Origin of the sequence: Klebsiella sp. JB_Kp004 (assembly GCF_040065795.1) — a bacterium.
In the GTDB taxonomy this organism is placed as follows: Bacteria; Pseudomonadota; Gammaproteobacteria; order Enterobacterales; family Enterobacteriaceae; genus Klebsiella; species Klebsiella quasipneumoniae.
On sequence record NZ_JBEAKW010000039.1, the window covers coordinates 49,769 to 68,264 of the forward strand.

Consider the following 18,496-nt stretch of genomic DNA (forward strand, 5'->3'; position numbering starts at 1 on the left):
CAACTGGCAGGATGTGAATTATGAATAGTCATGTCTTTTTAGTCGGCTTTATTATTTACGCGTTGGCCATGATTTGGCTTGGCTGGTACGTGTCCCGTCATCAAAAAAGCGGTGAGGATTTTTTACTCGGCGGCCGTTCTTTGCCGCTGTTCCTGACGCTGGGGTCCACCGTGGCGACCATGGTGGGAACCGGTTCAAGCATGGGCGCTGTCGGCTTCGGCTACAGCAATGGATGGGCCGGGATGCTCTACGGCGTGGGCGGCGCCATCGGTATTTTACTGGTGGCCTGGCTGTTTGCGCCGGTGCGAAAGCTGCGCTTTATGACCATGAGCGAAGAGCTTTCTTATTACACAGGGGGCAGCCATTTAATTAAAAACCTCGTCGGGATAATGATATTTATTGCCTCAATTGGCTGGCTGGGGGCGCATATTCTTGGCGGGAGTATGTATTTAGCCTGGGCGACAGGAATTAATCTGACGGTGGCAAAAATTATTATTGCCATGGCGTTTGCGATTTACGTCATTATCGGCGGTTATTCTGCTGTGGTGTGGACAGACACCATTCAGGCATTAATTCTGTTTTTCGGTTTTATCCTGATGGCGATTCTGGCAGTGGTTCACGTCGGGGGATGGGATGCCATCGTTCAGGCGATGGATCCCAAGGCGATGAGCCTGTTTGCGGTCGATAAGTTGGGGACCATTCCGGCGCTATCGCTGGCGATGGTCATCGGCGTCGGCGTGCTGGCGACCCCTTCCTATCGCCAGCGTATTTACTCGGGAAAAGACGTCTCTTCGGTGCGGCGCTCGTTTGTCTATACCGGCGTGCTGTATCTGTTTTTCTCGGTGCTGCCGGCGATCATCGGCATGGCGGCCTGGACGATGAACCCCAATCTTGAGAACAGTAACTACGCCTTCCTGTTCGCCACCAGCTTCTTACCGGCGATCCTCGGGCTGGTGGTCCTGATTGCCGGACTTTCCGCCACCATGTCTTCGGCCAGCTCCGATGCGATAGCCGCCGTGGCCATCATGATGCGGGATGTCTATACCCTCGTTACCGGAAAAATGCCGCCGGCGCATAAGGCGATAATGCTCTCTCGCTGGATGCTGGCGTTCGTCATCGGCCTGGCGATGATCTTCGCCCTGACCTCGAACGATATCATCAGCTATATCACCAAAATGATCTCCATGCTGATGTCCGGGCTCTTCGTCTGTTCGATTCTCGGCCGCTTCTGGCTGCGCTTTAACTGGCAGGGGGCGCTCACCGCGCTGCTGAGCGGCATGCTGGTGTCTATTGTGGTTCTGGTTAAGGCCGACTGGCTGGCTTACTGGGGCAATCCGTGCATTCCGTCGGTCGTTGGCAGCTTTGTTTCCGCTATTTTTGTCACCGTCATGACGCCAGCCAGCAAAATCAGCCGTCAGCAGGCGCTGGAAATGATTACCCAGGAGCGGGAAGGGGAGGCGATCCCGGCGAAGACGGCGGTGCAGGTCTCAGGAGAAGCACAATGAAGGATTATATTGCCGTCGACTGGGGCTCTACCCAGCTGCGCGGCTGGCTGATTCGCAACGGCAAGTGCGTCGAAACGAAGCAGCTGCCGCTGGGTATTACCCGCCTGAACGGACGATCGCCTGCCGATGTATTCGCGGAGCATTTGGCCCCCTGGCGCGGCGCACAGGCGCTGCCGGTGCTGATGGCCGGGATGATCGGCAGCGACGCGGGCTGGCAGGCGGTGCCGTATCTGGACTGTCCGGCGGCGATCGACGCGCCTGGGCGGCAGCTATGCGCCGTTGCTGAAGGCGTGTGGATTATTCCCGGCCTCAAGATTGAACAGGATGGGGATTTCAACGTGATGCGCGGCGAAGAGACGCAGCTGCTGGGGGCCTGCCAGCTGGCGCCGGCGGAGTGTTACGTGCTGCCGGGCACCCACTGCAAATGGGTCCAGGTGGCGGGCGGCGCGGTGCGTCATTTTGCCACGGCGATGACCGGCGAACTGCATCATCTGCTGATGACGCAATCGCTGATCGGCAAAGGGCTGCCTGCCCAGCAGCCGGACGAGGCGGCGTTTGAACGGGGGCTGGAAAAAGGGCTGGCGCAGCCGTCGCTGATTAGCGAACTGTTTGTCGCCAGGGCCGCCCGGGTGCTGGGCGGTCTGGCGGCGAGCTCGGTCAGCGATTACCTCTCCGGGCTGCTGATTGGCGCGGAGGTGGCGACCCTGAGGCAGCGTTTCCGTACTTCTGCCGTCACGCTGGTTGGCGACCCGGCGCTGAATGCCCGCTACGGTCGGGCGATGAAGGCGCGCGGAATGACGGTTAACAGCTGCAGTGGCGATGAGGCATTGCTGGCTGGTATGGCGAGGATAATGCATGAACAAGATTAAGCTGGTGGCGATTTTACGCGGTATTCAACCCGCTGAGGCGGCAGATCATATTGAGACGCTAATCAATGCAGGCTTTCGCTATATCGAAATCCCGCTCAATTCGCCAGACTGGCAGCAGAGTATTCCGCAGATGGTTGCGCGGTTTGGCGAGCAGGCGATGATAGGCGCGGGAACGGTACTGCGCGTGGAACAGGTCGATTTTCTCGCTGAGGCCGGGGCGAAGCTTATCGTGACGCCGAATACCCAGCCTGCGGTGATCCGTCAGGCAGTGGCGCACGGAATGCAGGTTTGTGCCGGATGCGCCACCGCGACTGAGGCGTTTAACGCGCTGGATGCCGGGGCGCAGTGGCTGAAGATATTTCCGTCTTCTGCTTTCGGTCCGGACTACATTCGGGCGCTGAAAGCGGTGCTGCCGTCGGAGGTGCCGGTGCTGGCGGTGGGCGGCGTGACGCCGGAAAATCTGGCAACCTGGATGCGGGCTGGGTGCGCCGGAGCCGGTCTGGGCAGCGATCTGTATCGCGCCGGACAGGCCGTGGAACGTACCCGCCTGCAGGCGGAGAGGTTTATCGCCGCTGCCGGTGGCTAGTCGCCAAGAGGCTGGCGATCGACGCCGCCGCGGTGGCTGTCGAGGGCCAGCTTAATACGACGTAATTTGCCTTTTGCCTGAGTTTTGTTGGCCATCGCCAGTTCGGTGGCCAGCACATCGACCATCGCCAGCATCGCATAACGCGAAGTGCTGGGCTTAAAGATATAGTCGTTTTCCCGCACCAGCAGCGGCAGCACCAGATCCGCCTGCTCAGCCAGCGGCGTCCCGGCGGGGGTAATCGCAATGACCTTCGCGCCGTACTGGCTGGCAATCGCCGCGCTCTCGATGATCTCCGGGGTATAGCCGCCCAGAGACAGCACAATCACCACATCCTGCGGCGTCACCGCCGAGCTCATCATGCGTACCAGCAGACCGTCGCTCTGACTGACGACCGGAAGACCAAGACGAAACAGGCGATATTGAATCTCCTGAGCGCAGATGGTTGACCCGCCGCCCATTCCAAGGGCGAGGATCTGCCGCGCTGCACTCAACCAGCTCACCGCACGCTTCAACGCCTCGATATCCAGCGCCCGGCGATTGGTCTCCAGCACGCTGATGATTGACTCATAGATCCCCTGTACGCCTTCGAGGTCCGGAACATCGAGGATAAACCGCTGGCCGACCGCAAGGGATTGCGCAAGCTTCATCTTCAGCTCACGGACGTCTTTACAGCCGAGCGCCCGGGCAAAACGGGTGACCGACGCCTGGCTGGTCTGAGTCAGACGCGCTATCTCGGCGATGGGTAGCTCCGCCGCCGCCGCGACATCATCGAGAATAAACTGCGCGATGCGTTTTTCGGTCGCCGTGAGCTCCACAAAGCGATCGGTAATACAGGAAATAATATCGATTGACCAGGACATACGGGTATCAACGGGTAAGTTGTGAATGGTACTTTGTACCATATTCCGCCGCTGAAATCAGCGCCGGAGGCTACAGCGCTAAGCGCATGGCGCAGCGCATTTCCGGCGGCAGGCCATGTTCCGTTTCCAGCTCCCTTTTCGCCGCCAGCCCGGCGGGCAGGGTCAGCTCATCGAGTATGGCGAATCCCAGGCGGGTATAAAACGGCGCATTCCACGGCACTTCGCGGAAGGTGGTGAGGGTCACCGCCGGGTAAGCCATTTGCCGGGCGCGCTCGATAACCTGCTCCAGCAGCATCCGCCCGATGCCCTGATGCTGCCAGGCCTGGTGGACGGCGATTTCGGCGATAAATAAGGCATCGTCGAGCGGTTCGGTAAGAATAAAACCAACCGGCTGCCCGGCGGCCACCGCCAGCAGACTATGTTCCGTTTCCAGATAATCATGATGGCGCGCAACGCTAATCACCTCGCTGTCCGCCAGCCAGGCGAGAGCGGGGATCTGACGAAATGCCTGAGCGGCGGAACGTTCAATGGCCGGCAGAAGGGCGATATCACTCTCCTCGGTCAGGCGTAATCCGGCGCCGGCAGTTATAGTGTTAGTTTTCATCACCTGAGCATAGCAGCCTTCGGGAGAAAAATATGGAGCTGACCGCCGTTCCCGCCACGCAGTTCAGCAGCGTGCAGTTAACGGATATTCTTAACGCCTGTTTTGAAGCCTATCTGGTACCGGTGACCCAGTCGGTGGAGGGATTTGTTCAGCGCTTTAGCGCCGAGGGGATGAGCCTGATCGATTCCCGCGTCTGGCTGGCCGGAGATGAACCGGCGGCGATCGCGATCGTCGCGCGTCGGGGGAATATGGCTCGCCTGGCGGCCTTTGCCCTGCGCCCGGCCTGGCGCGGCAAAGGTCTTGGGCGGAAATTGATGCAGGAGCTGCTGACGTTTCTGCAGCAGCAGGAGATCGAGACGGTTTCCCTGGAGGTGATCCGCGATAACCACGCGGCCGTCGCGCTGTATCAGTCGTTAGGCTTTACGCGGCGCTATGGGCTCTGCGGCTACCTGAGCGCAGAGCCTCTGGCTGCGGCGCCTGGCGTGTTACAGCCTTATCCGATCCTGGCACTGCTTCGACGCGCCGTTGAGGAGAGTAACAATCAGCTCCCCTGGCTGATGGATCCGCTTACCTTCGCCACCCTGCCATGCCGCGTCGTGACCCTGGAACAGCGCGCCTTCGCGGTACTGAGCACCTCGGGCTCACGGCCTGTACTGCAGTTTTTATGGGTGGAACCCGCCGCCCGTCGCCAGGGGCTGGCGCAAGCGCTGCTGATGGCGCTGGCGCAGCAGTTCCCGGGGATCGGCACGTCGGTGACGGTCCCGGAAACCTTTACGCCGCTGTTTGCCGCGGCGGGGTATGCGCCGCTATCGCTGCAGCAGTATGAAATGACGATGGAGTGTGCCGCAGCGAAGTCCGCTTAGGCGGGAGTGTGCGCTGGGCCGCAAAAAACAGCACGGGGCGTCGATAAGCCTCTCTTTTGCCGCATCATATCTCTTCGTAATGGCGACGAGGGGGATGTAATGCGTAAAACGGAACTGTTGGCTTTTTTGCAAAATCAGACCGATTTTTTCGATCCGGATCACCTGAGCGACGTTTTCACCGCCAGCTGGCTGGCTCAGCGTTTCGCGATGCAAAGAAATACCGCCAGCCACTATCTCAATCAGCTGGTCGCCCAGGACGTGCTGGTGAAGATCAACACCCGGCCGGTCTATTTTCTGCATAAAAAAGCCTTCTGCCAGCAGTTCTTCCCCCTTTCCCGCAGCGAGTACGCCAGCATGGCGGAGCTGCTCGCGGAGAGTGACCGCCAGCCGGAACAGGCGGACCATTTTTCGTTGCTGACCGGGCATGACGGCAGCCTGCGTAAACCGATTGAGCAGATGAAAACCGCGCTGTTTTATCCCAACGGCGGCCTGCCGCTACTGATCGTCGGCGACAGCGGAACCGGCAAAAGCTATATGGCGGAGCTGATGCACGAGTTCGCGATCGCCCAGGGCCTGCTGGCGCCCGATGCGCCCTTTGTCAGCTTCAACTGCGCGCAATATGCCAGTAACCCGGAGCTGCTGGCCGCCAACCTGTTTGGCTATGTCAAAGGCGCGTTTACCGGCGCGCAGAGCGATAAAGCCGGGGCGTTCGAGGCGGCAAACGGCGGGATGCTGTTTCTCGACGAGGTCCATCGACTGGATGCTCAGGGGCAGGAGAAGCTCTTCACCTGGCTGGACCACAAGGAGATCTACCGGGTGGGAGAGACCGCCCATGGCCTGCCGATTTCCCTGCGGCTGGTGTTTGCCACCACCGAAGATATTCACAGTACGTTTCTGACCACCTTTCTTCGTCGTATTCCGATCCTGGTCAGCTTGCCCGATCTTCAACAGCGCAGCCGCGAGGAGAAGGAGGCGCTAACGCTGCAGTTTTTCTGGCAGGAGGCGCGGACGCTTGCCGCCAGGCTGCAGCTCACGCCGCGGCTTTTGCAGGTTCTGACGCAGTACGTTTATCGAGGCAACGTCGGCGAGCTGAAGAATGTGGTGAAGTACGCCGTTGCATCGGCCTGGGCCAGATCTCCGGGCAGCGAGATGCTGACCGTGACGCTGCACGATCTGCCGGAAAATATCATGGCGGCGACGCCGGCGCTCAGTGAAGCCATGGGCCAGAAGGAGCCGCTGCTTATCGAGCCACAGACCAGCCTGGTCTGGCTGCTGCGGGCGCGCGATCCGGTTCAGGGGCTGATCCATGACGTTCAGTGTCGGATTCTGGCGCTGTATGAAGCAGTGCTAAATAAAAAAACGGTCTGGGAAGAGGCGCAAAGAAGCATGGGGGAGGAGATTGAAACCCTCTTCGATCGGCTGATCTTTGATAACCAGGATGCCAGTAGCTCGCAGATGTTGCTGCTGATCGCCCATCAGGTGCGGGAGGAGTATTATCGCCTGGAAAAACGCTTCAATATCCAGTTTAACGGCAACTGTCTCTACGCCCTGAGCCACTACCTGATCCATCGCTCCCGTCAGGCGCAGTCGACGATGAGCAATGAGAAAATCCGTCTGCTGGCGGATTTTCTGGCAAACAAATTCCCCCTGCTGTATCGCTTTTGCGAAGCGATCCTCGACGCGCTGGCGCTGAAGCTGGATATTGAGCCCCGGCGTATTGACCTGCTGTTGCTGGTGCTATGGTTCCAGAAAAACGGCGCAATCAGCCAGCAGCAGGTGACCCGCGCGATTATTCTTGCTCACGGTTACGCCACCGCCAGCAGCATCGCCAGCGTGGCGAACCGCTTGCTGAAAAGCCCGCTGTTTGAGTCATTCGACATGCCGCTCGACGTGACGCCGGAGGCTATCGCTAATCAGGTGATGGCGTATATTGAGCGCCACGCGCTGGCGTCAGGGCTGATCATTCTGGTCGATATGGGATCGCTGAACGCTATTCACAGCCATTTTAATCGTCGCCTGAATACGCCGGTGGCGATTATTAACAATGTCTCCACCGGCATGGCGATGTACGTCGGGGAGCGGATTTTGCACGGCGATATGCTGGAAGATATCGTCCGCGAGATCGGCGACGATCTGGCGGTTGAGCACCAGCTCTATTACCCGCAGACCGATAAACCGCGGGCGATTTTGACCACCTGCGCCACCGGCCTGGGCGCTGCGGCGAACCTGTCGGCGCTGTTAAAAGCCAGCATCCCTGAAGCGCTCGGCGTTGATATTGTAGCCTGCGATGTGGAGACCCTGGCCGACCCCGCGCGGCGGGAGCCGATGCTCAGCCGCTACGACGTGCTGGCGATCGTCGGCACCCTCGATCCGCATCTTGCCGATCTCCCGTGGATCTCGCTGGATTCGCTGATCTCGGGGGAGGGAAGTCGCCCGCTAATGCGTATCTTCGGCGAACTGGCGACAGCGGAGCAGGTCAGCGAGATCAACAACCTGATCCTGAAAAACTTCTCGCTGCGGCGGGTGATCGAGTCGGTGACGATCCTCGATACCGCGAAGGTGATCAACCAGGTTGAGCAGTTTTTGCTGCGCTATGAGCATTTGGCCGGGTACGAGGTGCCCAACGAACGTAAGGTGGCGCTGTATGTGCATATCAGCTGTCTGATAGAGCGGTTAATTCGCCACGCTTCCCCAACCCATTATGCGGGAAGGCAGTGTCCGGAGCGCGAGCTGGCGACGCTGCGCGAGGCCTTTAGTGTCATAGAGAGCGGATATAGTGTCAAAATCCCCGCCGTAGAACTGTACTACATTCACGATATTCTGACGCGCGAAACGGAATTTATTCAGGAAGATCAAGAGTTTTAACGCTTCTCTCCCTTTTGTCCTTACGTTAGCCGACGCGCCACTGTTTCTGGCACGTCGGTTGCAATTAAGAAAGCAGTGGAATGCGCTTTCGAGGTAAGGATGAAACGACACTATATTTTTGCCAGCCACGGCACCTTTGCTAACGGTTTGTTGAACTCTGTGGAGCTGATCCTCGGTAAACAGCCGGATATTCATACTCTGTGCGCCTATGTAGAAGAGGAGGTCGATCTGACGCAGCAGGTGGAGGCGCTGCTGGCGCGTTTCCCGGCGCAGGATGAGCTGATAGTGATTACGGATATTTTCGCCGGTAGCGTAAATAATGAGTTTGTGCGTTTTTTATCACGCCCGCACTTCCATTTATTGTCCGGGTTAAATCTACCATTAATTATTGATCTGCTTATTTCTGCAGCGGAAGAGAATACCGAAAAATTAATTTCTGAAGCATTAATCAACGCCAAAGAGAGCATTCAGTACTGCAATCAGACTATTGCCGGGGCGATGACTATGGATAAAGACTTCTGAAATGAGGATGCATGATGATTACGTTATTAAGGGTTGACCATCGATTACTTCACGGCCAGGTAGCCTTTTCCTGGACCCAATATGTCGGCGCCGATTGTATTTTAATCGCCAACGACAGTGTCCCTGAGGATGAACTGCGGAAAACCACCATTAAGCTTGCTAAACCACCCTCGGTGAAGCTGGTGATTAAAAATATAAATGATTCTATTGAGGCGATAAAAAGCGGGGTTACCGATAAATATAATTTATTTATTGTTGTGGAATCGGTCAATGACGCCTGGCGTATTGCCAGCGCCGTTGAGGACATAAAAAGTATTAATCTCGGCGGAATTAAGGCCAAAGAGGGCAGTAAAAATATCTCTAAGGCGATTAATTTATTGCCGGAGGAAATAGAGCAGTTGCAACAACTGGTGGGCAAAGGCGTCGAGGTGGAGATTCGCCAGGTCCCGAACGATCGCAAACAGCTTTTTACGGAATGCGTGTGATTCCGGAGGACAGATTATGGTAGAGGCTCTCTTACTGGGTCTGGTGGCGTTTATCGCGCAATCGGAATATGCCTTAGGGACGTCGCTGATTTCCCGGCCTATCGTCACCGGGCTACTGACCGGTCTGGTGCTGGGGGATGTGCAGACCGGCGTCATTATGGGCGCGACGCTGGAGCTGGCGTTTATCGGTTCGTTCTCCGTTGGCGCCTCGATCCCGCCCGACGTGGTGACCGGCGGTATTCTCGGCGTGGCGTTCGCCATCACCTCCGGCGCGGGCACGGAAACGGCGCTGTTGCTCGGCCTGCCTATCGCCACCCTGACCCTGATCCTGAAAAACGTTTATCTGGGGATGTTTATTCCGCTGCTCAGCCAGAAAGCGGACGGCTATGCGGAACGGGCGGATACGCGCGGCATTGAGCGGATGCATCTGATTGCCGGATTCGGCCTGTCGCTGATGCTTGCCACGGTGGTGACCGTCTCATTCCTGGTGGGCAGCAACGCGGTGAAATCCCTGCTCGATACGATCCCGGAATTTATTAAACACGGACTCAGCGTGGCCACCGGGATCATTCCGGCTCTCGGCTTCGCGATGCTCGCCAGGTTGCTGATTAACAAGAAGGTGGCGCCGTACTTTTTCCTCGGCTTTGTACTGATGGCCTATTTGAAAATCCCGGTGACCGGTATCGCCATTCTCGGCGCCATCGTGGCGGTGGTGATGGTTAATGTCACCGCATTGAGCGCACCTCGTACCACGACAGAACAAGGAGTCAGCGATGACGACGAAGATGATTTCTGAAGAGACCCTGCAGCCGCAGGAGCAGGAAGAAGCGCGAATTACGCCGCGTGATTTACGCCGGGTGTTCTGGCGCTCCTTCCAGATGGAGTTCTCGTGGAACTATGAGCGACAGATGAATCTCGCCTTTGTTTACGCGCTGATCCCGGTGCTGAAGAAGCTCTATCCTCGCAAAGAGGAGCTGGCTGGGGCGCTGAAACGCCATCTGGTGTTCTTCAATACCACGCCGCATATCGTCACCCTGCTGCTGGGGATCACGACGGCGATGGAGGAGAAAAACAGCCAGCAGAAAAATATGGATGCCAACGCGATTGATAACGTCAAAGCCTCGCTGATGGGTCCGCTGGCCGGGCTGGGAGACTCCTTCTTCTGGGGAACGCTGCGCCTGATCGCCACCGGCATCGGCACCAGCCTGGCGCTAAAGGGCAATATTCTCGGGCCGATCCTGTTTCTGCTGGTGTTTAACGTGCCGCACATTCTGGTGCGCTGGTGCTTTACCCGCTGGGGATACGTGCTGGGCACCGGGGTGCTGCAGCGGATCCAGAAGAGCGGAATGATGGAGAGCCTGACCTACGGGGCATCGATTATCGGCCTGATGGTGGTCGGGGCGATGACCGCCTCAATGATCGATATCACCATCCCTGTCTCCTTCGGGGCCGGGGAGGCCAAAACTCAGGTGCAGGACATCATCAACGACATTCTGCCCTGCATGCTGCCGCTGGTGAGTTTCGGTATCGTCTACTGGCTGCTGGGGCGGAAGGTTAAACCGCTCTCTATTATCGGCGGAATGGCGCTGGTGGGCATTCTGGGTTCGTGGATCGGATTGTTTTAACGGGAGTGAGCTATGCGACCAACAATGATGACCTATATCAGCGAAGAGCCGGCCTGTCTGGCGCAGATCCTGCGCGACTACCGGCGTAAGCTGGCGGCGATTGAGACCTTCGCCCGCCAGCAGCCGGTGCGGCGTATTTTGCTACTGGCGACCGGATCGTCGCTGAATGCCGCGCTTTGCGCGCGCTATTTCTTTGAACAACGCTTTGACGTGCTGGTGGACATTAAAGAGCCGTACAACTTTACCCATTACGAAACTATCGACCCGCATACCGATCTGGTGGTGGCGATTTCACAGAGCGGAAAAAGCGCGTCGACGCTGGAGGCGATGCGTAAGGTACAGGCCTCAGGACTGCCGGTATTTGCCCTGACCTCCGACCCGCAAAGCCCGACCGGGCGGGCCTGCGATGGCGTTCTGGATATCAATACCGGGATCGAGAGCGTAGGGTTTGTCACCCGCGGCTTTAGCGCGACAGTGCTCAATCTGCTGCTGATAGCGCTGATGATTGCTCGCAGCCAGGGGAAGGCCAGTGAAGCCGAGGAGCAGCACTATCTTGCCGAATTCCAGCGACTGGCGGCGGCGATCCCGGAGGTCATCGCCCGCACTTCGCGCTTTATCGACCGGCATAGCGAAACGCTGCGGAGCGGCGAGCGCTTTGTCGCCACCGGCTATGGCGCGCTGGTTGGCGTGGCGAAAGAGTTCGAAACCAAATTTACCGAGACGGTGCGGGTACCTTCCAGCGGCTTTGAGCTGGAAGCCTATATGCACGGCCCCTATCTGGAAGCCAATGCCCGCCATGTGATGCTGTTTATGGAGGACTCGCCGGACGCGCGAACCCGGGCGCTGCGCGACTATATGGCGCCGTCCATTGCCCAGGCCTTTACGCTAACGCTGGGGGACGAAGAAGATGAACAAACGCTGGCGCTTAACTGCCCGTGCGAGCATCACCTGGCGCCGCTGCTGCTGATTGTCCCAGTGCAGATGCTCGCCTGGCATACCGCCGGGCTAAAAGGCATCGATCTGGCGATACGTATTTTCGACGATTTTGACCGCGTATTAAAAAGTAAAATCTGATTATTCAGGAGAAAACTATGTTGGGTTTTAATCAGGACGAGTACCTGACCAGTGCTCGCGAGATCATCGCTGCGCGTAAACAGGCGGAAACCGTGGCCGACGCTATTTATGACAGCGGCTGCAGCGCGTTATTTTTCGCCTCGGTAGGCGGTTCTTTAGCTCCGATGATGGCAATTAATGAGTTTGCCAAACAATTAACCAGCGTGCCGGTTTATCTTGAGCAGGCGGCGGAATTAATTCATCGCGGGCATAAAAAATTAAATAAAGAGGCGGTGGTGGTGACGTTATCCAAATCCGGCGATACCAAAGAGTCGGTGGCCATTGCCGAATGGTGCAAGGCGCAGGGGATACGCGTGGTAGCCATTACCCGTCATGCCGATTCGCCATTGGCTGCCGCCGCCAGCTGGCATATTCCGATGTGCCACAAAAATGGCGTGGAATATGAATATATGCTGCTGTACTGGTTATTCTTCCGTGTCATTTATCGTCACGGCGAGTTTGCGGATTATGCGCGTTTTGCCAGCCAGCTCGAGTTGCTGCCGGAAAATCTTCTGCAGGCCAAACGCCAGTTCGATCCCCAGGCGGACAGCATTGCCGCGCAGTACCATGACAGCGACTATATGATGTGGATTGGCGGCGCGGAAATGTGGGGTGAGGTCTACCTGTTCTCGATGTGTATTCTCGAAGAGATGCAGTGGAAGCGGACCAAGTCGGTAAGCTCGGCTGAATTTTTCCACGGCACTCTGGAGCTGCTGGAAAAAGAGGTCCCGCTGTTTCTGGTGAAGGGCGAGGGGAAATGCCGGGCGCTGGACGAGCGCGTCGAACGCTTTGCCGAAAAGATAACTGACCATCTGGTGGTGATCGACCCGCGCGACTATCCGCTGAACGGCATTGATGATGCGTTCCGCTGGATTATGGCGCCGTGCGTGGTGTCTACTCTGCTGGTGGACCGGCTGGCGGCCCACTTTGAGCACCATACCGGCCACGACCTGAATATCCGCCGTTATTATCGGCAGTTTGATTACTAAATCTTGCCTATGGCGGCCAGTCAGACTGGCCGCTCCGCTATTCTCCGAGGCGCTTCCCAGAAAATCATCGTCAAAACCAACCGGTTAAAAACCGGTGGTAGAGTCCGGCTTTCCTTCTCTTTCAGGCAAGCGGATGGCCATGAAAAAACGAATAACCGCCACGCCGCATGATGCGGTGTTTAAACGATTTCTTCGCCACCCGGAGACGGCGAATGATTTTCTCATGCTCTATCTTCCCGAAGCGATCCGCCAGCGGTGCGATTTCGCTACTCTGAGGCTGCAATCGGCGAGCTTTATCGATGAGGATCTACGCGCCTGGTATTCGGACGTGCTGTGGTCGGTGCAAACCACCTGCGGGGAGGGATATATTTACGTGGTGATAGAGCATCAGAGCTCGCCGGATAATCATATGGCTTTTCGTCTAATGCGCTATGCGATTGCCGCGATGCAGCGACACCTCGACGCCGGGCACAAAACGCTGCCGCTGGTGGTGCCGATGCTTTTTTATCATGGCGCAACCAGTCCGTATCCTTTTTCCCTCAACTGGCTGGATGAATTTGCCGACCCGCAGCTGGCGAAGAGGCTGTACGGCAGTCAGTTTCCATTGATCGACGTCACGGTCATGCCGGACGATGAAATCGTGCAGCATCGGCGGGTCGCCCTGCTGGAGCTGATGCAAAAGCATATTCGCCAGCGCGATCTCAGCGGCATAACGGAGTCGTTGGCGGCCGTGGTGATGCTGGGATACACTAACCCCCGGCAGTTGAGAATGCTGTTTCACTATATGCTGCAGTACGGTAACACGGCCGAGCCGGGCGTGTTTCTCCGCCGGCTGGCCCGCCGTCTGCCACAGTATGAGGAGACATTGATGTCTATCGCGCAAAAGCTTAAGCAGGAAGGTCGGCATGAGGGCCGACAGGAGGGGCGCCTGGAAGGGCGCCTTGAGGGCTTACAGGAAGGGAGCCGGCGTGAGGCGCTGCGCATTGCCGGCAGCATGTTACAGAATGGCCTCGACAAAGAGACGGTAGAGAAAATTACCGGACTGTCGGCTGACGACCTCAAGCCGCTGTATTGTTAACATCCTGCCACGGAAACCGTTGCCCGGCGCCAAAAACCGCCGGGCAAGGTGGCTTTAACCTTCGCTTTTCACCACTTTGATCTCCACCATACCGATCCCCAGCTGACGCGGGGAGTGGCCGAGGATATTGCCCTCGTTGGTGGATTGCGGGTCCGGCGGAGTGATGGTCAGCGTATTGCTGCGCGTTGGGTTGTCGAAATGCAGCGTCGTGGTGGTCACATCATTGACCAGTGTAAGCACTTGCTCACTTTGACCAACCCGCACCGGGATCGGCTTATTGGCATTGGGACCGTAGGCTTTAGCGGTGATCACCAGATCAAATTTCTCCGGCAGCGGCTCTTTATATTCAATCTTCACGTCGCTGCCCAGCTGGGCATTGGACCACCGACCCCAGGACTCGGGGCGCGAAATGCCGCTAAACTGTTTCACCTCTTCCGGCGCGCCGGCAACGTTAAACACGAAGCTGTCGGCCTTATAGCGAATATCGTTGTCGACAACTTTCAGCGTATCGACGTTGCCCTTATAGCGCTCCATATCGATAAGGGTGTCCCTGAAGGCGGTCTTACCTTGCCACTGTGGCTTATCAACGTGCTGGACCTTCTGCTCACCCCCCAGCTGTCCCTGCGAGACGCACCAGTCGGTGGAGAGCGCCAGCTCAGGAGACCACAGCTGGCCCATTTTATAGCAGCGATCGACCCACACGAAATTATCCCGCGGCGCGAAATCGGCCAGCTGGAAGCGCAGCGGCGCCGAGTATTCGCTCTCCGGCAGCGGTTCAACGCGCTGGTTCGACACCCGGAGCAGCAGCGGCAGACGGAAATGGCTGCCGGAGAAGGCGATCATGTTCTTCTGCGAGTCGATGGTGAAGTTTTTCATCTCTTTCGGGAAGTTCCACAGGCGGATCACGTCGGGTTTCCAGGCCAGGACCTTCTCTTTCATATTCATGAAAATACCGGAGAGCGACTGGCCAGAGAGACTGCTGCGCCCGAGGCCGATATAGTTATCGCCACCGAGAATATCCAGCACCGTCGCGCCGTTATCCATGGTGTTGCGTTTCACCGCCAGGGTCTCCTGCTGCGGCCGATCGCCGCGCAGGACAAAGAACAAATTGCTGCGATCGTGCTTGTTGAGGTAATCCCAGGCGCTGTTCTTCATGGCCAGGTGATCGGAAGAGACCACGATGACCGTGTTTTTGAAATAGGGAGAGGCTTTGATCTTCTCGATCAGCGCGGCGATATGTTCCTGGCTGCAGCTAACGGCGCTGAAGGAGAGGTTTTTCTTGCCGTCCACGTCATAACGTTTACGCTCGCAGGTACGCGAGATAAAACCGTCGGGATGGTGAGTGTCCACCGTCAGGGCGAACAGTGAAAAGCGTTTTCCGGACTGCGACAGTTCTTCGAATTTTTTCCACGTCTCGTCGAGTACCGTGTCGTCATAGAAGCCCCAGTCGTTGCGGTAGGTTGGATCGGCTACCGTGGTTTTGAGCTCTTCCGCCCCGAACAGGTGATCGAAGCCGTGGGATTTGAGAAACACGTCTTTGCCGGCAAAGCGCAGGTTAGCTCCCTGCACAAAATAGTTTTCGTAACCGGAGTTTTTCAGGATATCGCCAAGGCAGATATTCTGCGGAAAGAAGCTGGAAACCGAGGCCGAAGCGTTGCCTTCAAACGGGGCAAACAGCGGAATGCCACACTGTGATGCGACCATGCCGGCGATGGTGTAATCGGTCCCCGGCAGCTGCATCGTATTGCTGAAATCAATGCCCTCATCTTTTATTCTGCCAAGCTCAGGGGTGAGGTTGGGGAAAGCATCGTTATCAAAATAGGTGCGCTCAAGGCTTTCGCCATAGATATAGACCAGATTCAGCTGCGGATTGTCGATACGCTTCGACGGTTCTTTGTAGTACGCGGCAAAGTCCGGGTCTCCTTCCCGCGACTGCGATTTCACCAGCTCGCTGATTTGATGGAAGGCCGGGCTGGCGTCGACCGAGGCCAGCGCCAGCAGCAGCGCCGCCAGGCTGTAGCCGACGTGATGAGGATGATGTCGACGGCGGCGCAGCACCCATCCCAGGGCGCCAAAGACGGCAACCAGCGCGACGGCCACGCCGACGCCCGGCAGAATGTATTTACCGATCCCGGCGCCGGTCAGGCTGTTGGTCAGAGTGTAGAGTACCGCGTCGTTGATGCCGTCGCCGGTAAAGTAGTCGCTGGCGTAGAGGGTGATATTCAGCACCACGAACAGACCTAACACCGTGAGCGTGGCGGCAAACCACCAGGTGTTACGACCCGCTTTCCAGGCATAAAGCACCACCGAAGCTAAAAATAAGGCGATGGATAACAACTCTGACACAGCTCATCCTCATTAACGCCAGTTATCGGCTGGCAGAACAGATTACTTTTCAAGCCACACTGTAATTGCAGCGCCATCTTGCTGCAATTCTAGCGTCATGAAAGTGTGCAGTTATTCAGAATTGGTTTAGAAGTTGCCTTTTTTGATCGGCGTCGCAACGGGCGGGGCGGGGAAGCACAAGGAGAAAAAGGCGAAAAAAGCCGTTTCAGGCCGCGCTGCCGTCGCGAAGGCGACAAACGCGGCATTGGCCCTCTGCGTCAGGAGAGAAAGTTAACGCCCTGTTTTAAGACCAGATCGCAGGCTTTGGTTTTCACCTGTTTCGCCAGCGAACTGTTGCCGAGGGTATTCAGGTCAAGCTGCTGGCCATTATTGCTGTTGAGCAGCCCCTGCAGGCCATCAAGATAGCTGGTGTCCTGTTTTTGTTTTTCCGGCGTGCTAAGCCCCAGCTTATCCAGCACCTGGTTTTTGACGTTATCAGCGCTGGTCGCCGAGGCGAGCTTCTGTTTGGCGCAATATGACATGATCCCGGCGGCGTTATTCATGCTGCTGGCGGTCAGCGACTGGCTGCTGCCGTTGAGCAGGCTGGTCAGAGAGGAGATGGACATTCCGCCGCCGCTGGCCTGGGTGCTGCTGCCGCTGAGCTGGCTGGCGGCGCTGTTGAGAGAATCCTGCCAGGAGGCGGCGTGGGCGCCGGAGAGGGTAAATGCGCTGAGGGTAAGCGCGGCAAGTAAGCCATTTTTTAACGATTTCATAGACGGACTCATAAGCGTGACTGAAGAATCGCTTTAGTATAACGCCGTCGTCGTCCGGAAATCTCTTAATACTCCTTGCCGGTGACGCGGTGCCGGTAACTTTCCCAGTTGAAGATAACCCACAGGCTGTTGCCCAGGCGCATACGGTCCATCACCCGTTCGCCGAGCAGCTTATTCATCTCTTCCATATTACTGTTGGTCAGCATACCGGTGGGCCGTTTGGATGAAGATCGGCGGTCAACGATCTGATTGATAATGACCTTTTCATAGCGAGACTCTGTCTGCATACCAATTTCATCAATGACCAGAAGATCGACCTTGCTGAGGTCGCTCAGTAACTGCTCTTCGCTCGTCTCCCGGTTGCCGAAAGTATCTTTCATCGCCGACATAATATCGGCCACGGTGATGATTAAGACCGACTTCCCGCGCAGCAGCAGTTCGTTGCAGATAGCCGCCGCGAGGTGGTTTTTGCCGGTGCCCGGTTTGCCGGAGAAGATAAAGCTGGCGATATTGCCATCGAACTCCTCCACGTACTGACGCGCGCGGGCGAGGGCGTTCATCTGCCCCTCGCACTCGACGCGATAGTTATCAAAGGAGCAGTTCTGATGAAGGGGGCGGATCCCCGAGCGGTTAAAGGTGCGCTGCATTTTCATCGCGCGGTTCTCCCGCTCCAGCGCTTCGGAACGCAGCTTGCCTTGCTCTTTTTGCCAGGCCAGCAGCTCTTCGCCGGTTTTAAACGCCGGTTCGATATGAGCCGGCATCATTTTCTGCAGGCGCTTCATCAGATCGCCAACGTTTTTCATGCTCATCCTCGGAAACCTCGCGGAATATGACTGTCGGGTTCGCTAACGCTGTTCACATCGCGCTTCGGCTGCCCGCCGTTGCTGGCGCGGCTGATTTGCACGCTGCGAGCCAGTTTCTGCTGCCACTGCACGTGGTGAAACACTTTACCTTCCGCCTGCCAGTAAGCGACGAAAGCGGCCAGCTCTTCCGGGGTGACCGGCTGGCTCAGCGCGATGCCCCACAGCGCGGCCAGACGCTGAAAGTCGGCGTCCGGCTGCCAGGCCGCATACATGGCAAATTTGCCCATCGGCACCGCAACCGGCGCCGCGGCGGGCTCGTCGAAAAACTGCGGGTCAAGCGCGATGTCGCTGCCGGGGCGCGCCAGCCTGGCTTCCAGCTCCAGCAGCTGCGCCAGCCGGGCTGGGGTCAGCGCATAGAACGCCGGGGCGTTGTTGGCAAAAACGGCGACGGTGCCGTCAGTCGATTTCGCCAGCAGCGCCGCGTGCTGCTGGAGGAACTCTTCCAGGCCGCTAAAATGGGAGGTTAAAATTCGCGAAGACATAACTCTATCTCAACTCTGAACTGCAAAGAGTGGGGTGATCTGCACATAGTAGCACAGAGCCCGTCGCGGAAGGAGCGTTGGGGGGGGGG

At 57.4% G+C, this 18,496-nt stretch carries 18 protein-coding genes; 12 read left to right on the forward strand and 6 right to left on the reverse strand.

Annotated features, from left to right (window positions below; translation table 11 throughout):
- Window positions 1-20 precede the first annotated feature (20 nt).
- The 3 genes from ABLX76_RS17090 to ABLX76_RS17100 are packed head-to-tail and all read left to right on the forward strand — an operon-like array spanning window position 21 to window position 2,960.
- Complete coding sequence (locus tag ABLX76_RS17090) at window positions 21-1,505, forward strand: sodium:solute symporter family protein (RefSeq protein WP_241515706.1); 1,485 nt, start codon at window positions 21-23, stop codon at window positions 1,503-1,505.
- Window positions 1,502-2,374 (forward strand): 2-dehydro-3-deoxygalactonokinase, encoded by an 873-nt coding sequence (locus ABLX76_RS17095; RefSeq protein ID WP_348874951.1) that lies wholly within the window; start codon window positions 1,502-1,504, stop codon window positions 2,372-2,374. The genes ABLX76_RS17090 and ABLX76_RS17095 overlap by 4 nt, the downstream gene beginning before the upstream one ends.
- Window positions 2,361-2,960 carry a 2-dehydro-3-deoxy-6-phosphogalactonate aldolase gene (locus ABLX76_RS17100; RefSeq protein WP_023291861.1) on the forward strand — a complete coding sequence of 200 codons (600 nt, stop codon included), beginning with the start codon at window positions 2,361-2,363 and terminating at the stop codon, window positions 2,958-2,960. The genes ABLX76_RS17095 and ABLX76_RS17100 overlap by 14 nt, the downstream gene beginning before the upstream one ends.
- Here ABLX76_RS17100 and ABLX76_RS17105 read toward each other — a convergent pair.
- Both ABLX76_RS17105 and ABLX76_RS17110 read right to left on the reverse strand, forming a co-directional pair.
- Complete coding sequence (locus ABLX76_RS17105) at window positions 2,957-3,820, reverse strand: MurR/RpiR family transcriptional regulator (protein ID WP_032429092.1); 864 nt, start codon at window positions 3,818-3,820, stop codon at window positions 2,957-2,959. The genes ABLX76_RS17100 and ABLX76_RS17105 overlap by 4 nt on opposite strands.
- A 70-nt stretch (window positions 3,821-3,890) precedes the next feature.
- A complete protein-coding gene (locus ABLX76_RS17110) occupies window positions 3,891-4,424 on the reverse strand; it encodes a GNAT family N-acetyltransferase (protein ID WP_348874954.1) in 534 nt (177 codons plus the stop codon).
- A 32-nt stretch (window positions 4,425-4,456) separates the two neighbouring features.
- Between ABLX76_RS17110 and ABLX76_RS17115 the strand changes: the two genes are divergently transcribed.
- The 9 genes from ABLX76_RS17115 to ABLX76_RS17155 all read left to right on the forward strand — a co-directional run bounded on the left by ABLX76_RS17115 (window position 4,457) and on the right by ABLX76_RS17155 (window position 13,964).
- Window positions 4,457-5,287, forward strand: a complete 831-nt coding sequence (locus tag ABLX76_RS17115) for a GNAT family N-acetyltransferase (RefSeq protein ID WP_065883267.1) — start codon at window positions 4,457-4,459, stop codon at window positions 5,285-5,287.
- A 99-nt stretch (window positions 5,288-5,386) separates the two neighbouring features.
- On the forward strand, window positions 5,387-8,152 hold the full coding sequence (locus ABLX76_RS17120; protein ID WP_348874956.1) for a sigma 54-interacting transcriptional regulator: 2,766 nt from the start codon (window positions 5,387-5,389) through the stop codon (window positions 8,150-8,152).
- 99 nt (window positions 8,153-8,251) lie between these two features.
- Window positions 8,252-8,674 (forward strand): PTS sugar transporter subunit IIA, encoded by a 423-nt coding sequence (locus ABLX76_RS17125; protein WP_044525295.1) that lies wholly within the window; start codon window positions 8,252-8,254, stop codon window positions 8,672-8,674.
- Window positions 8,675-8,688: 14 nt separating this feature from the next.
- Entirely contained in the window at window positions 8,689-9,159 is a 471-nt protein-coding gene (locus tag ABLX76_RS17130) for a PTS sugar transporter subunit IIB (protein ID WP_023291867.1), read from the forward strand.
- A gap of 16 nt (window positions 9,160-9,175) precedes the next feature.
- Entirely contained in the window at window positions 9,176-9,955 is a 780-nt protein-coding gene (locus ABLX76_RS17135) for a PTS mannose/fructose/sorbose/N-acetylgalactosamine transporter subunit IIC (protein ID WP_023291868.1), read from the forward strand.
- Entirely contained in the window at window positions 9,933-10,784 is an 852-nt protein-coding gene (locus ABLX76_RS17140) for a PTS system mannose/fructose/sorbose family transporter subunit IID (RefSeq protein WP_023291869.1), read from the forward strand. The genes ABLX76_RS17135 and ABLX76_RS17140 overlap by 23 nt, the downstream gene beginning before the upstream one ends.
- Window positions 10,785-10,796: 12 nt before the next feature.
- Window positions 10,797-11,858, forward strand: a complete 1,062-nt coding sequence (locus ABLX76_RS17145; protein ID WP_289553093.1) for an SIS domain-containing protein — start codon at window positions 10,797-10,799, stop codon at window positions 11,856-11,858.
- Between the two features lie 17 nt (window positions 11,859-11,875).
- Window positions 11,876-12,886, forward strand: coding sequence for an SIS domain-containing protein (locus ABLX76_RS17150; protein ID WP_348874958.1), 1,011 nt, complete (start codon window positions 11,876-11,878; stop codon window positions 12,884-12,886).
- A 133-nt stretch (window positions 12,887-13,019) separates the two neighbouring features.
- Window positions 13,020-13,964 carry an Rpn family recombination-promoting nuclease/putative transposase gene (locus ABLX76_RS17155; protein WP_348874959.1) on the forward strand — a complete coding sequence of 315 codons (945 nt, stop codon included), beginning with the start codon at window positions 13,020-13,022 and terminating at the stop codon, window positions 13,962-13,964.
- Between the two features lie 54 nt (window positions 13,965-14,018).
- Here ABLX76_RS17155 and opgB read toward each other — a convergent pair whose 3' ends face one another.
- The 4 genes from opgB to dnaT form a co-directional block, all read right to left on the reverse strand.
- The gene (gene opgB, locus ABLX76_RS17160) at window positions 14,019-16,310 is read right to left on the reverse strand and encodes a phosphatidylglycerol--membrane-oligosaccharide glycerophosphotransferase (protein ID WP_023291873.1); all 2,292 of its coding nucleotides are present in this window, start codon (window positions 16,308-16,310) and stop codon (window positions 14,019-14,021) included.
- A gap of 257 nt (window positions 16,311-16,567) precedes the next feature.
- Window positions 16,568-17,062 carry a DUF2501 domain-containing protein gene (locus ABLX76_RS17165; protein ID WP_023291874.1) on the reverse strand — a complete coding sequence of 165 codons (495 nt, stop codon included), beginning with the start codon at window positions 17,060-17,062 and terminating at the stop codon, window positions 16,568-16,570.
- Window positions 17,063-17,127: 65 nt separating this feature from the next.
- Window positions 17,128-17,865 (reverse strand): DNA replication protein DnaC, encoded by a 738-nt coding sequence (gene dnaC, locus ABLX76_RS17170; protein ID WP_025999144.1) that lies wholly within the window; start codon window positions 17,863-17,865, stop codon window positions 17,128-17,130.
- A 2-nt stretch (window positions 17,866-17,867) separates the two neighbouring features.
- On the reverse strand, window positions 17,868-18,407 hold the full coding sequence (gene dnaT / locus ABLX76_RS17175) for a primosomal protein DnaT (RefSeq protein ID WP_032454787.1): 540 nt from the start codon (window positions 18,405-18,407) through the stop codon (window positions 17,868-17,870).
- Between the last annotated feature and the right edge of the window lie 89 nt (window positions 18,408-18,496).